We start from the raw sequence: 14,786 nt of genomic DNA on the forward strand, positions 1-14,786 counted from the left end.
TTCAGTCCTGAATGTTATCTGAATTTGAAAAATTGATAGCTTATTATCCTGGAAAACCTTAGTAAATACCATTTTATTCCCTTAAAACATATGAATATTCCTCTTTACACATCCCATTTGAGTCAAAAAAATATTTTAACCACTACGATAGATACCCCTTTAATAGAAGGTAAAAAAATAAAAGACACGGGGCCCGTGTCTTTTATTTTTTAATCTTGAAGAGTTGAATCTTCCGTGTCTTCCACACCAGAATCTTCACCAATTCCGTGATGATCACGAACAAAGAAGGCAATTTCCTCTCTTAAGTCCGTATTCTCTTTTAAGAATTGCTTCGAATTTTCACGACCTTGTCCTAAACGTTCTTCATTATAAGAATACCAAGCACCGCTCTTTTGAACGATATCAAGCTCAGAAGCCATATCCAAGATTTCACCTTCTCTTGAAATACCTTCTCCGTACATAATATCAACTTCAGCAACACGGAATGGTGGCGCTACTTTATTTTTCACTACTTTTACTTTTGTTTTATTACCAACGATGTCGTTACCTTGCTTTAATTGCTCCGCACGACGCACTTCAAGACGGACAGTTGAATAGAATTTCAACGCACGACCACCTGGAGTTGTTTCTGGGTTTCCGAACATAACCCCAACTTTTTCACGAATTTGGTTAATAAAGATTGCAATTGTTTTTGATTTGTTGATTGCTCCTGAAAGCTTACGAAGTGCTTGTGACATTAAACGTGCTTGTAAACCTACGTGTGAGTCACCCATGTCTCCTTCAATCTCTGCTTTCGGTACAAGAGCTGCTACAGAGTCAATTACGATAATGTCAACCGCACCACTTCGTACAAGTGCTTCTGCGATTTCTAATCCTTGCTCCCCTGTATCAGGCTGTGATAATAGTAATTCATCTATGTTAACGCCTAATTTTTGTGCATATACAGGATCCATTGCGTGCTCCGCATCGATGAATGCTGCTTGTCCACCTTGACGTTGTACTTCTGCAATTGCATGTAATGAAACTGTCGTTTTACCTGAACTTTCAGGTCCGTAAATTTCGATAATACGGCCACGTGGGTATCCGCCTACCCCTAGCGCCACATCAAGTGCTAAAGAACCACTTGAAATTGTAGAAATTCTACGTTCCGCTTGTTCTCCTAATTTCATAATTGAACCTTTACCGAATTGCTTCTCTATTTGTTTTAACGCCATATCTAATGCCGCTTGACGATCACTCATTCAAAATTCCTCCTTAACTGAATTGCTAATCTTATTATACCTATTTTCAATTCAATTTGCCAACAAAAATCGAACATTTATTCGATTTTTTTATTTTCCATCACACAAATACGGAATTTAACTATAAAAAAAGCTAGAAGAAACTTATATCTCTTCTAGCTTTTTATATAAATGATAAAATCCATATTTTGCTGATCGTTCTCTAATTTGTTGACGACTTCCACTTAAATTAAGAGGAAAGACTGCAGTTTGTTCACCTTTAATCGCTAATCCAACAAATACTGTTCCTGGCTCTTTCTGTTCTGAAGCATCTGGCCCTGCTACCCCAGTGAAACTAATTCCGATATCCGCTTTTAATAAATCCTTAACATTTTCAGCAAGATAACGAGCACATTCCTTACTAACTGCACCATCAGTATGCAACACTTCTTCAGGCACACGTAAAACATGTTGCTTCACATCATTATGATAACAAATGACACCGCCCTTAAATACAGAAGAAACACCAGCATTTTCAGTTACTTGATTTCCAAAAAGACCACCTGTTAAACTTTCTGCACATGCTAAAGTTAACCCTTTTCTCTTCAATAACTCGATTGCCTTATAATGCAAAAATTCTTGGTCATATCCGTAGAAAAATTCTCCTACTCTTTCTAAAATCAAATCTTCCACATGTTGAATTAGTTTCTCCGCTTCGCTAACATTTTGATGCTTAGCGGTTAAACGTAATGTCACTTCTCCATCATTTGCTAGCGGGGCAATTGTTGGGTTTGTTTGTCCATCAATTAAATCTTGAACTTTCACCTCTAATTGGGACTCCCCAATACCGAAGAAACGAAGCACACGTGAATAAATGTTTTCTCCTGTTGTAAAATTACGTAAAAAAGGCTCTACGTAACTTACATACATTGGTTTCATTTCTTTTGGCGGCCCTGGTAATAAAATATAAACTTTTCCGTTCTTATTTACCCCCATACCCGGCGCCATACCGTGGTCATTTGCAAATACTGTTGCTCCATTTAAAACGAGCGCTTGCTTTTTATTATTCTCCGTAAATTCACGGCCTGTACGCTTAAAGTAATTACTTATTAAGTCTAATGCCTTTTCATCATACACAAGCTTTTCATCTAAACTAGTCGCTATCGTTTCTTTCGTTAAATCATCTTTTGTCGGTCCTAATCCACCTGTAAAAATAAGGATATCAGCACGTTCTTCCGCAGCTTCAATCGCCTTTTGCAGTCGCTTATTATTATCACCAACAACAGTATGATAGTACACGTTAATTCCAATTGAAGCCAACTTTTCAGATAAAAACTGGGCATTTGTATTTGCAATTTGTCCAAGTAATAATTCAGTTCCAACCGCAATAATCTCAGCATTCATCCCAATTCCCCCATAAACTTCTATTTTGAGTTTACAAAAGCAGCTCTATTTTTCCAGAAATAATCCCATCCTGAAATAACAGTAAAGATTAATGCAATCCATATGAAGATATCCGCAACTGGAATATGGATTAAATTTAAAGGTACATCGTGTAATAAATATGCTGCAATCGCAATAATTTGTGTCCATGTCTTAATTTTCCCTAGCTGATTTGCCGCAACTACTTCCCCTGTTCCAGCAAGTACAAGACGTAAACCTGTTACAGCAAACTCACGACTGATAATTACAATAACAATCCAAGCCGGTACATATCGCATCTCTACCAATGTAATAAGTGCTGCTGAAACCAGTAATTTATCAGCTAACGGATCAAGAAACTTTCCTAAGTTCGTTACAAGATTATACTTCCTTGCGTAATGTCCATCAATCCAATCTGTAGCTGAAGCAACGATAAAGATAAGTGCCCCCACTAAATGTTGAATTGGTAAATCAACATCACCAATTGTGTATGAACCCCAATTAAAGGGCGCTAACATAATTACCATGAAAATTGGAATTAAGAAGATTCTAGATATTGTAATTTTATTTGGTAAATTCACAGCTATTCCTCCATCATATCAAAAACATTTGTTCATTGAAAAAAGTCATCGAAGCGATGACTGTTATTGTGCAGGTTGCCCTATCCCTTGGTTTTTTATCACCAATCTTTGGTGAAGTTCTTTTTCTGGGTCCAATGGGAAAGCAACCACTTGGCCATTCAGTTTAACTTCAACATTCGTTGCATTTCCAATATTAAGTCGTACTTCTTTTAATGTTGATACATCACGTTTTTCTGTTTGACCACCTTGTACTGTAGTGTTTAAAATTTCGTTACCCGCATCATCTTTAACATCTACATAGCTTGTACCCTTCGCTATGATTTCCAATTCTAACGTTTTATTATTATGAATTTCCAAAGTAGATACCTTACCAGTTGTTCCAACTACTTTCACTTCTTGCTGTCCCGTTGGTGGTGCTGGTTGCTCTTCTTTCTTTGGTTCTTCTTTCTTTGGTTCCTCTTTTTTTGGTTCTTCCGCTTTCGCTTCATCTTTCTTCGTATCTAACGGAGAATCTTTTGCTTTTTGAACTTCAATTTTCTCACTTTGAGCACTCGGAACTTTTTCATCATCTTTTCCAGTTAACGCTTGAAACACAAACCAGATTACCACTCCAACTGCGATTACTAACAACGCAACTAAGATTTTCGGCATGTGATCTGCAATTGGCCATGATGAAGATTTTTGCATTGTTTCTTGTGTTTTTTGTCCCGTTGATACTTGTGGAACTTCACGCTTCTCAGATTGTGGTATCGTACTCTGATGTTCTACAAGCAGTTCCTCTCCATTTAATCCAACCGCATCTGCGTATTGTTTAATGAATGCACGCGCATAAAAAGCTCCTGGCAATACATCATAATTGCCTTCTTCAATTGCCACTAAGTGGCGTTTTTGAATTTTTGTAATCTCATGCAGCTGATCAATAGTCAAGCCTTTCGCTTCTCTTGCTTCTTTCAGCTTTTGTCCCAATTCCGTCACTACTAACACCTCAATATTTCTTTAAAAGTCAAACATAGAGAAATTATTTTGCGTACCTTGCTCAATTTCATCTACTAAATTATATTGAATTTCTTCATCATAATCGTTACGCAACTCGATAATATAATCAAAATCATCCAATGTGTATTCTGACTGACTCACAAATACATCAGGATGTTCCACAACTTTCGTTGCAGGCAATCTCATAATTTCACGAACGAGCTGCCAATGTCTTTCGTTAGCACGCTTCGTTGACACAATTCCATCTAGGATGAAAATATTGTCATCGCTATACTCATCTTCAATTAATTGACTGCGAACAGTTTGCTTAATAAGAGTAGATGATACAAATAACCACCTTTTATTTGCACAAACACTTGCAGCAACAATGGATTCTGTTTTTCCGACACGAGGCATTCCGCGTATCCCAATTAGTTTATGGCCTTCTTTTTTCATAATTTCTGCCATAAAGTCTACAAGTAAGCCTAATTCATCACGCACAAATCGAAATGTTTTCTTATCATCTGCATCTCGTTGTATGTACCTACCATGCCTAACCGCTAGCTTATCTCTTAGCTTGGGCGGACGATATTTCGTTACCGTTATGTTATCCATCGTATTTAAAATTGATTCAAGTCTAGAGATTTGCTCTTGATTATCACACATAAGAAGTAACCCACGTCGTGCATTATCTACACCATTAATTGTGACAATATTAATGCCGAGCATACCGATTAACGAAGAAACGTCACCAAGCAAGCCAGGTCGGTTTTTATGTATTTCATATTCAAAATACCATTCAATCATCCAAGATCACTCCCCTTGCTTACTTTACACCTACGTACTATATTATATGATTTCACCTTAATAGGGAAGCTAAATGTATAATCTATCCTGTGTAATTATTATACAAAAAAAGTAGAGAGGAGAATCTCCTCTCTACTTTTACTTATGTTGTACAAACTTAACCATTAAGTTTGCAATGGTATGTTGCTCCTGTTCATCAGCAACTTTCCAAAGCTCAGCTAATAATTTCTCTTGGTCATTGCGTCCTTCTACTTCATTAGCAAGGTAGTCGCCAACACGAAATGCCATATCTGATACCGCACCGCCGTCTAAACCTTTTCCTTGCGCTTGCTCTAAACGATCTCCTAAAAAGCTCTTCCACTGATCAAAATTATCTAATACTGACATAATTAAGCACCTCACTATTGAGTAATAAAATCATGCTTAATTTGTGCAACTATTCATTTTTTATGTAAGAAATTTTTAGCAGTGCCAACCACCATTCACTCCGATGATTTGTCCAGTTATGTAAGATGCTCCTGGTGATACGAGGAATGCAACTGTTTTTGCTACTTCTTCTGGTAACCCTATTCTACCTAATGGTATATCTTCAGCAATTCCCATTTTATCTTCTTCAGAAAAAACACTTAACATTTCCGTTTCAATTGCTCCTGGTGCTACCGCATTCACACGTAATCCACTTAAAGACACTTCTTTCGCCAAAGCTTTCACATATGAATTTTGCGCCCCTTTTACCATTGAATAAAGCACTTCACAAGAAGCCCCTATTTGTCCCCATATAGATGAAACAATTACAATATTACCACTTCTCCTCCCAATCATAGGCGGAAGTGCCATTGAAAGTAATTTATATACGTTCTTCACTTGAAGTTCTACCATATAATCCAATTCATCGTTTGTTACATCTGTTACTAGTCCAAAAATACTCTTCCCAGCTGCATATACAATAACATCAATAGGATGTTCAATTTGTCTCCACAATTGCTCTGCTCCATCACTAGAAGCCAAATTCGCTTGCACAGGGATAACTTCCCCCCATGCTTTCTGCAATTCCAATACCTTTCCTTCACTGTTATTGTAATGAACATAAACTGTATATCCATCTTGAATTAATTGTTTCGAAATAGCAGAGCCAATCCCTCCGCTCCCTCCAGTTACTAACGCATACTTTTTCATAAATTCCCTCTCTTATCTCTACAAGTTCACTTTTCACACAACTAAATAATACCCTCATCTTACAATTTTTTAATGATAAGATGAGGGTATCTTTAAAATGTTATTTTTTCGGTAACACCTGACAAACACTCATTTTTTCTTCTGATAACAATAATTTTGCTACTTCTTGTAAGTCTTGAACGGTTAGCCCTTCTAATACAGTCAATGCATCAAATAGACTAGATTCATTAAACGCATATCGTGTAAATTGATTTGCAATATATTCTGGTGAATTCAACGAGCGTAAAAAACCACCAATTTTCTTTTTCTTCACTCGTTCTAATGCCGCCGCATCTAATTGATCATAATCTGTTTTTAATAAAATATCTTTTAAACGATCTGCCAATTCATCAGGTTGTTTCGTATCACCGCCAACCATTGCAAAACCGAAGTTATTTTCTTCTGTATAGTCATACGAGAATGAATCATCAATAAGCCCTTCATTATATAAAGCTTCGTAATGAACAGAACTTTTTCCAAATAAATAATCTAAAAGTAACGTAAGCGCAATTTCTTGTTTTAAAAGCGCTTGCCCTTTTTCTTTTAAATTAGTCGCTTTAATACCAACTAAACATTTCGGTGTTTGCACAGGCATTGAAATAATTTTTTTCTTTTCATTTACCTCATTTGGTTCCTCTTCAAATGAACGCACAATTTCTGGCTGGTTTTTATAATCTTTTTTTGCTTGATTTTCACGTACTAAATCCATTGTTTTCTCTGGATCAATTGCACCCACAACAAATAATAACATATTGCTCGGATGATAAAATGTTTCATAACATTCATATAATAAATCTTTCGTAATTTTACTAATAGATTCGATTGTCCCTGCAATATCAATTTTAATTGGGTGTTTTACAAACAAGCTATCAATTAACCCAAAGTACAAACGCCAATCTGGGTTATCTTGATACATTTGAATTTCTTGCCCAATAATCCCCTTCTCTTTTTCAACTGTTTTTTCAGAGAAATAAGGCTCTTGCACAAAGTTTAGTAATGTATTTAAATTTTGTTCTACGTTTGAAGTACATGAAAAAAGGTAAGCTGTTCGTGTGAAGGATGTAAAAGCATTTGCCGATGCTCCTTGTTTACTAAACAATTGGAAAGCATCGTGATCTTCTTTTTCAAATAATTTATGCTCAAGAAAATGTGCAATCCCATCAGGTACACGAATCATTTCTTCTTTCCCTAATGGTACAAATGTATTATCTACTGAACCATATTTCGTTGTAAACGTCGCAAATGTTTTATTAAATCCTTGTTTCGGTAAAACATATACATCTAATCCATTAGGAAGTTTTTCATAATAGAGTGTTTCTTTTAATTGCTCATAAATAATTTTCTCCATTTACTCTCCCTCCGTTCCTTGTAAAAAGTAAATTGTATCTAGTTCAATATTTTTAGCAACTTTTACAATTTCTTCTTTTGTAACACTTTCTATACCTGTAAGCCATTCTTTAACTGGACGTGTACGATCTGAAATAATACCATGATATAGCATTTCTACAAATCCACGCGGTGTATCAATCGCCTCTAATATTTGATTTTGGATGACACTTTTTGTTTGATGTATTTCTTCTTCAGAAAACTCTCCGTTTTGCATCGCAAGCATTTGTTCTTTAATAATCTCAACTGCTTTTTCATAATTTTTCGCTTCAATTCCTGACATAACAAATAATAAACCTTTATGACTTTCAAAGCGCGATGCTGCATAGTACGCTAAACTATTTTTTTCACGCACATTTACGAATAACTTCGAATGAGAAAAACCACCAAACAATCCATTGAACAATTGCAATGCAAAATAATCTTCATCTTTATATGTGACAAATGTACGATAACCGATGTGTAATTTACTTTGTTTTAATTCTTGTTTTTCAACAACTTCTTTTTCTTCATTATTTCGTCTATGAAGGAGTACATTTCTTTCTCTCACTGGACGAGCTGAAATAGAAAAATACTTACTTACAAGATCAACGGCGTTTTCTGAAATATCACCAATAATATATAGATCCATCTCATCTTCCGCTAACACCTTTTGATAATATTGATACAGACTTTCATTTGTAATAGAAGCAACACTCTCTTTTTTTCCATTTGCACTTAAACGATACGGTTCTACTTTGCACATTTCTTCAATTAAACGCTCGTTTGCATAACGCATTTTATCGTCATAAGTAGCTTCAATTCTCTGTAACAGTGCTCTTTTTTCACTTTCTACGATAGAAGGTAGGAAACCGTTCCCCTCCGTCGCTGGATGTAACACAATATCCGACAACATAGAAAGCGCTTTTTCAAATAACGGTGGTGCATCATGTAAATATACTTCATTTGCAATGTCTACATAAATGGAGATAATATGGTCTTCCCCTTTTTTACTTACATCTACTGCTAAAGAAGACCCGTATAATTCTTCTAAATATTGACGAAGACGAATTACAGAAGGTAATTTTTCTGTCGCACTTTGCAATACGTATGGCAATAGGGCACGCTCTGTCACCGTCTCCTCATTTAAAGGCGCTTTAAAACGAAATACAAAGGTATTCGTTTTATATTTATCAGTCGGAATAATATGTACGCGCAAACCACCTAACTCATGTAGTTGTTGTTCCATTAGTTTCATTTATAGCCCTCCTTTACGTATATAGGAATATTCCTCTTCAATATACAGTTTTTAGAAATAAAAAATCAACTTTTCTCCCTTATTATGCTTACATATGATTCTTTCTAAAAACTTTAATATGTAAGGAACATAGTAAAATTCCGTATTAAATATATTCTATGTAAAAAAGCCCACACTAATGTGCGAGCTTTTTTATACTTATAAAATACTTATCGTTTTCCTTTTTCATAAGGAGTTCCTAATGCTTTCGGAGCTTCAGAACGACCCACAAAACCAACAAGCGCTAATATTGTGAATACATATGGTAATATCGTTAATAAAACACTTGGAATTTGATCTAATACAGGAATTGTTCCGCCCGTTACACTAAGAGATTGTGCAAAACCAAAGAATAGAGCTGCACCTAGTGCGCCTAGTGGATTCCACTTTCCAAAAATCATAGCAGCTAAAGCTAAGAAACCTTGTCCTGTAATAGTTGCCCCTGAGAAGTTATTAGAAATTGACATTGCAAAAATCGCTCCACCAATTCCAGCAAACACTCCTGAAATACAGACTCCAATATAGCGCATTTTATATACGTTAATCCCCATCGTATCCGCTGCCATTGGGTGTTCACCAACAGCACGTAGACGAAGACCGAACGGTGTTTTATAAATAACATACCAAACAACGAATGCTAAAATAATGGCAATATACGACGTTATTGGTACGTTCGAGAAAAATATTTTCCCTAAAACCGGAATATCCGAAAGGCCTGGAATATCAATCTTTTCAATACGATACTGAATAAAGTCAGTCTGCCCTTTATCAAAAATCTTCTTAATTGCAAATACCGTTAAACCAAGAGATAAGAAGTTAATTGCTACACCACTTACAACTTGATCTGCTCGGAATGTAATAGAAGCTACCGCATGAAGTAATGCAAATAATCCACTACCAATTGCCGCAAATAATAACGCAATCCACGGAGTCATCGTTCCCCAAGTATCACCCATTAATAAGTTTGTAACAACTCCAATAAATGCACCAAATAGCATTAGTCCTTCTAATCCGATATTTACAACACCCGATCGTTCACTAAATACACCACCTAGTGCTGTGAAAATGATAGGTGCCGATGTATATAACGTACCCGTCACAAGAATGGCTAATATATCTAAAAAGCTCATTTATTTCCCCTCCTTGCTCATGCGTGTAAGCGCCCATCTTAACACATAACTACATGCAACAAAGAAGATGATACATGCAATAATTACATTAATAAGCTCTGATGGTACATCTGCCTCAAAGTTCATTTGAGGGGAAGCACTTTTCAAACCACCAAATAATAAAGCTGAAAGGATTATCCCAAACGGATTATTCCCTCCAAGTAATGCTACAGCAATCCCATCAAATCCTACTCCTGTAAACGAAGACATCGCTGTCATACTCTGGAATGTTCCTAATCCTTCCATCGCTCCACCAATCCCCGCAAATGCACCAGCAATTGTCATGGAGAATACTACATTACGAGAAACTTTCATACCTGCATATTGAGAAGCATGCTGATTAAATCCTACCGACTTTAATTCGTAGCCTAAAGTTGTTCGATCTAATAAGAACCACATTAAAATAGCAATTAATATTGCTACAATAATTCCCCAGTGAAGACGCGAACCATCAGTAATAGAAGCAAGCCAGTCTGAAGATAGTGATGCACTCTCTTTAATGTCATACGTTTTATCATTACCTTCATGTAAAAAGCGCTTAATGATGTCATATGTTACATATAATGCGATATAGTTCATCATAATTGTTACAATAACCTCATTAACTTGAAACTTTCCTTTTAAATATCCAGGAATGAAGCCCCAAATTCCTCCTACCAATGCTGCGAATAAAATAGATAATGGAATATGAAGGAAAGCTGGTAGTGAAACTGCATAACCGAACCAAACCGCTGCAAGCCAACCAACTAGCAATTGACCCTCTACCCCGATATTAAATAAACCTGTACGAAATGCAAACGCCACTGATAAACCAGCAAGAATAAGCGGTATCATTGTACGAAGCGTTTCACCAATCGCACTTGCGCTGCCGAACATCCCTGTCCAAAGTGCACTATAACCCACAATTGGATCATAACCACTAACTAGCATTACAATCGCTCCGACAAGTAAGCCAAAAATAACGGATAGTACTGGGACTAAAATATTTATCGTTCGTTCTGTTAAAAGTTTTTTAGCCATTTGTACCCACCTGCTCCTTCTTTGTTCCTCCAGCCATTAACAATCCAAGCTGTTGTTCATTCGTTTCTTTCGCATCAACTATTGCTACAATTTTCCCTTCATAAATAACAGCAATTCGATCGCTAACATTTAAGATTTCATCTAACTCTAGTGATAAAAGTAATACACCTTTCCCTTTATCCCTTTGCTCTATTAATCTCTTATGAATAAATTCAATTGCTCCTACATCTAAACCACGCGTTGGCTGTGCTGCGATTAATAAATCCGGATCACGGTCTACTTCACGTGCAATAATTGCTTTTTGTTGATTTCCCCCAGATAGAGCGCGTGCTAACGTTTGCTCACTAGGTGTACGTACATCAAACTGTTCAATAAGAGCCTTTGCTTTTTCTGTAATTTTGCTGAAATTTAAAATCCCTTTCTTTGAAAACGGATTCTTATAGTACGTTTGCAGAACTATATTATCTCTAACAGAAAAATCAAGGACGAGTCCGTGTTTATGACGATCTTCTGGAATATGACCAATTCCTTCTTCTGTTATTCTTCTAACAGGCCAATTTGTTATTTCTTTCCCTTTAATTGCAATAGAACCTGACTCAACTTTTCGTAAACCAGTAATTGCTTCTATTAATTCACTTTGTCCGTTTCCATCAATCCCTGCAATCCCAACAATTTCCCCCGCACGAACAGTTAAGTCAAGGCCTTTTACAGCAGGTAGTTGACGTGCATCGTGAACAACAAGGTTTGCAATTGAAAGTACCTCTTCTTTTGGTTTCGCGTCTATTTTTTCTGTTTTAAAATTCACTTGACGTCCGACCATTAATTCTGCAAGTTTATTTTCATCCGTATTTGCAACGTCAACCGTTCCAATTCCTTTTCCTTTACGAATAATCGTACAACGATCGCAAACTTCCATAATTTCTTTCAACTTATGTGTAATAAGAACAATAGATTTTCCTTCTTGCACAAGCTTTTTCATAATTTGAATTAGCTCATGAATTTCTTGCGGTGTTAACACAGCTGTCGGTTCATCAAATATTAAAATTTCTGCACCGCGGTAAAGAGTTTTTAATATCTCAACACGCTGTTGCATACCAACTGAAATATCCTGTATTTTCGCATATGGATCTACAGCTAAACCGTATTGTTCAGACAGTTTTTGAATTTCTTTAGCAGCTTCCTCAACAGCAATTTTCCCTTTTTTCTTCGGTTCATTTCCGAGAATAATATTTTCTGTAACTGTAAAATTATGAACAAGCATAAAGTGCTGATGAACCATTCCAATACCAAGGTCATTTGCCACATTCGGATTGGTAATGTTTACAGACTTTCCTTTAATTTTAATTTCACCTTGTTCTGGTTGGTACAAACCAAATAGTACATTCATCAATGTGGATTTCCCTGCACCATTTTCTCCAAGTAAAGCATGTATCTCACCCTGCTTTACTTGCAGCGTAATATCATCATTCGCTACAATGCCTGGGAATACTTTCGTAATGTTATTCATCTCAATTACGTATTCCATTGTGTTCCTCCTTTTAACAGGGAACATTCCCTATTACACTATTAACTTATTAAGCAATTCGGAAGTTTTATACATACAAAGGTTAGTTCTATGAACTAACCTTTGCTATTTCTCTATTTATTTTTTTAGAGAAGCTTCATATTCTTTATACTCTTTATCTGTAGCTGGTACTTTAATTTCACCGTCTGTAATTTTCTTTTCAAGCTCTTCTACTTTTGTTAAAATTTCAGGGTTAACTTTTTTCACGTTGTCAGTTGTTTTTGCAATACCAACACCGTCATCTTTTAAACCAAACGCTTCTACTTTACCGCCTTTTAACTTACCGTCTTTCGCTTCTTGTGCTACTTTTTCAACAGCGATATCTACACGTTTTACCATTGAAGTTAATGTTACGTTTTCAGGCATACCTTCTTGGTTTTGGTCACGGTCAACACCGATTACCCAAACATTTTCACCTTTTTTCTTACGGTTTTTCGCTTCAGTGAATACACCGTTACCTGTACCACCAGCAGCATGGTAAATTACGTCTACGCCTTGACCGTACATTGCTGATGCAAGAACTGTACCTTTTTCAGGTTTATCGAATGCTTCTGCATATTCAGATACGATTTCAATGTTTGGATTTACTGCTTTTGCACCCGCTTTAAATCCATTTTCGAATTTACTAATTAAATCACTCTTCATCCCACCAACAAATCCTACTTTATTTGATTTTGTTGACATAGCTGCTACCGCACCTACAAGGAATGATCCTTCATGATCTTTAAATGTAATGCTCGTTACGTTTGGTGCATCTACTACAGTATCAACGATTGCAAATTGTTGTTTTGGAGATTCTTTTGCTACTTCTTTAATTGCACCTTCTAATTTATAACCAATTCCGAAAGATAAATCATACTTATCTTTTGAAAATTTCTTTAAGTTTGGAATATAATCCGCTTCTTTTTCAGACTGTAGGTAACGATAATTTGTCTTTTCCTTTAATCCATTATCTTTACCAAACTTTTTTAGTCCTTCCCAAGAAGATTGGTTGAACGATTTGTCATCAACGCCCCCAACATCCGTTACCATACCAACCTTGAAGTCTTTCGTGTCTTTCTTGTCACTGCTTGCCTTATCCGAGTTACCACATGCACCTAAAACTGTACTTGCTACTAATGTTAATGATAATAAAAGACCTGCTTTTTTCTTCATACTAGAAACCCCTCCAAAAATGATATATATTTATTTATTCTTTCGCTGCTGTCCCTTACTTCTTGCTGTCACCTCCCTAAAAAGGAACTTACCTACATACGCTTTCTTAATACGTGGAAGCTAAACTTATCAGCTCTAAAGTAATTGATAGAATATAAGATTGGCTCATCATTTTGATCATAGTGCATTTGTTTTAATACAAGCAGTGCTGTTTCAGGCTCACATTCTAAAATTGGTGAGATTTTAGGGTGATAGCCAATTGGCTCAATGTGAGCAACCGCATATGTTATGCGCTTATGCGTGTTATTATGTATCACCGTTAATAATGATTCCTCATTGTAACCCGATAAATCTGGCAATATTTCTTTTGCAAGTTTATCGATACAATATACAACAGGTTCCCCATCTGCTGTACGCACGCGTTCAATCATCACTGCATTAAAACCATCTTCACTATTAAACTTCTCTTTTTCCTCTTCTGTTAAAGTTGTAGTAGATGATGATAAAAAAATCGTTCCTGGTGTTTTCCCCACACTAGAAATCATATCTGTAATACTAGAAAGTTGTTCTATTCCAGAAGAAAATAATGGCTTTGCATTTACAAATGTCCCTACACCATGTCTACGAATGACAACATTTTCTTCTTCTAAAATACGTAACGCTTCCCTTAAAGTCGCTCTACTTACGCCAAGTTCTTTCGCTAAATCAAACTCTGATGGTAACTTTTGTCGTTCTTTATAAGCCCCATCTTTAATTTTTTCTTTGATGTGATCAATCACCCGTAAATATAGGTGACGACTATCGGATTTTACTGACATAAGACTCCCCCGCATTTCAATTATTCGACCTCTGATGTAAGACTTCTTTTCTCTTTTTTCAACTTACAACATAGTACAAATGACTAACCACTAAAAATAAGCACAATTGTCGAATAAATAATAATAATTTTTTAAAATGAAATTTTCACTCTTTACTGTATAAAAAAAACTTTGCACC

Annotated in this window: 14 protein-coding genes; all 14 read right to left on the reverse strand. The window is 36.0% G+C overall.

Translation table 11 applies throughout. The annotated features are described in order from the left end of the window. Positions 1-209: 209 nt before the first annotated feature. Positions 210-1,241, reverse strand: a complete 1,032-nt coding sequence (gene recA, locus MHH27_RS19220; RefSeq protein ID WP_001283854.1) for a recombinase RecA — start codon at positions 1,239-1,241, stop codon at positions 210-212. A gap of 144 nt (positions 1,242-1,385) precedes the next feature. Beyond that, the gene (locus tag MHH27_RS19225; RefSeq protein ID WP_065229238.1) at positions 1,386-2,624 is read right to left on the reverse strand and encodes a competence/damage-inducible protein A; all 1,239 of its coding nucleotides are present in this window, start codon (positions 2,622-2,624) and stop codon (positions 1,386-1,388) included. A 20-nt stretch (positions 2,625-2,644) separates the two neighbouring features. Next, on the reverse strand, positions 2,645-3,223 hold the full coding sequence (gene pgsA, locus MHH27_RS19230; RefSeq protein ID WP_001052977.1) for a CDP-diacylglycerol--glycerol-3-phosphate 3-phosphatidyltransferase: 579 nt from the start codon (positions 3,221-3,223) through the stop codon (positions 2,645-2,647). A gap of 63 nt (positions 3,224-3,286) precedes the next feature. Then, positions 3,287-4,198, reverse strand: a complete 912-nt coding sequence (locus tag MHH27_RS19235) for a helix-turn-helix domain-containing protein (RefSeq protein WP_000137474.1) — start codon at positions 4,196-4,198, stop codon at positions 3,287-3,289. A gap of 21 nt (positions 4,199-4,219) precedes the next feature. After that, the gene (locus MHH27_RS19240; RefSeq protein WP_000574107.1) at positions 4,220-5,005 is read right to left on the reverse strand and encodes a DUF3388 domain-containing protein; all 786 of its coding nucleotides are present in this window, start codon (positions 5,003-5,005) and stop codon (positions 4,220-4,222) included. Positions 5,006-5,143: 138 nt separating this feature from the next. Beyond that, complete coding sequence (locus MHH27_RS19245) at positions 5,144-5,392, reverse strand: DUF3243 domain-containing protein (RefSeq protein WP_000114444.1); 249 nt, start codon at positions 5,390-5,392, stop codon at positions 5,144-5,146. Between the two features lie 75 nt (positions 5,393-5,467). Next, positions 5,468-6,181, reverse strand: a complete 714-nt coding sequence (gene ymfI, locus MHH27_RS19250) for an elongation factor P 5-aminopentanone reductase (RefSeq protein ID WP_000759626.1) — start codon at positions 6,179-6,181, stop codon at positions 5,468-5,470. Positions 6,182-6,281: 100 nt separating this feature from the next. Beyond that, positions 6,282-7,568, reverse strand: coding sequence for an EF-P 5-aminopentanol modification-associated protein YfmH (gene yfmH / locus MHH27_RS19255; RefSeq protein ID WP_000411277.1), 1,287 nt, complete (start codon positions 7,566-7,568; stop codon positions 6,282-6,284). Further along, positions 7,569-8,843 (reverse strand): EF-P 5-aminopentanol modification-associated protein YfmF, encoded by a 1,275-nt coding sequence (gene yfmF, locus MHH27_RS19260; RefSeq protein WP_086388052.1) that lies wholly within the window; start codon positions 8,841-8,843, stop codon positions 7,569-7,571. Between the two features lie 209 nt (positions 8,844-9,052). Beyond that, the gene (locus MHH27_RS19265) at positions 9,053-10,012 is read right to left on the reverse strand and encodes an ABC transporter permease (RefSeq protein WP_000008857.1); all 960 of its coding nucleotides are present in this window, start codon (positions 10,010-10,012) and stop codon (positions 9,053-9,055) included. Next, positions 10,013-11,071: an ABC transporter permease gene (locus MHH27_RS19270; protein WP_001085255.1), complete on the reverse strand. Its 1,059-nt coding sequence runs from the start codon at positions 11,069-11,071 to the stop codon at positions 10,013-10,015. It lies immediately after the preceding gene. Next, complete coding sequence (locus tag MHH27_RS19275; RefSeq protein WP_000456925.1) at positions 11,064-12,596, reverse strand: ABC transporter ATP-binding protein; 1,533 nt, start codon at positions 12,594-12,596, stop codon at positions 11,064-11,066. The genes MHH27_RS19270 and MHH27_RS19275 overlap by 8 nt, the downstream gene beginning before the upstream one ends. 117 nt (positions 12,597-12,713) lie before the next feature. Further along, on the reverse strand, positions 12,714-13,790 hold the full coding sequence (locus MHH27_RS19280; protein ID WP_000725773.1) for a BMP family lipoprotein: 1,077 nt from the start codon (positions 13,788-13,790) through the stop codon (positions 12,714-12,716). A gap of 92 nt (positions 13,791-13,882) precedes the next feature. Beyond that, entirely contained in the window at positions 13,883-14,608 is a 726-nt protein-coding gene (locus MHH27_RS19285) for a GntR family transcriptional regulator (RefSeq protein WP_000114182.1), read from the reverse strand. Between the last annotated feature and the right edge of the window lie 178 nt (positions 14,609-14,786).

Origin of the sequence: Bacillus sp. FSL L8-0152, assembly GCF_038006365.1 — a bacterium.
GTDB classification, from domain to species: domain Bacteria; phylum Bacillota; class Bacilli; order Bacillales; family Bacillaceae_G; genus Bacillus_A; species Bacillus_A cereus.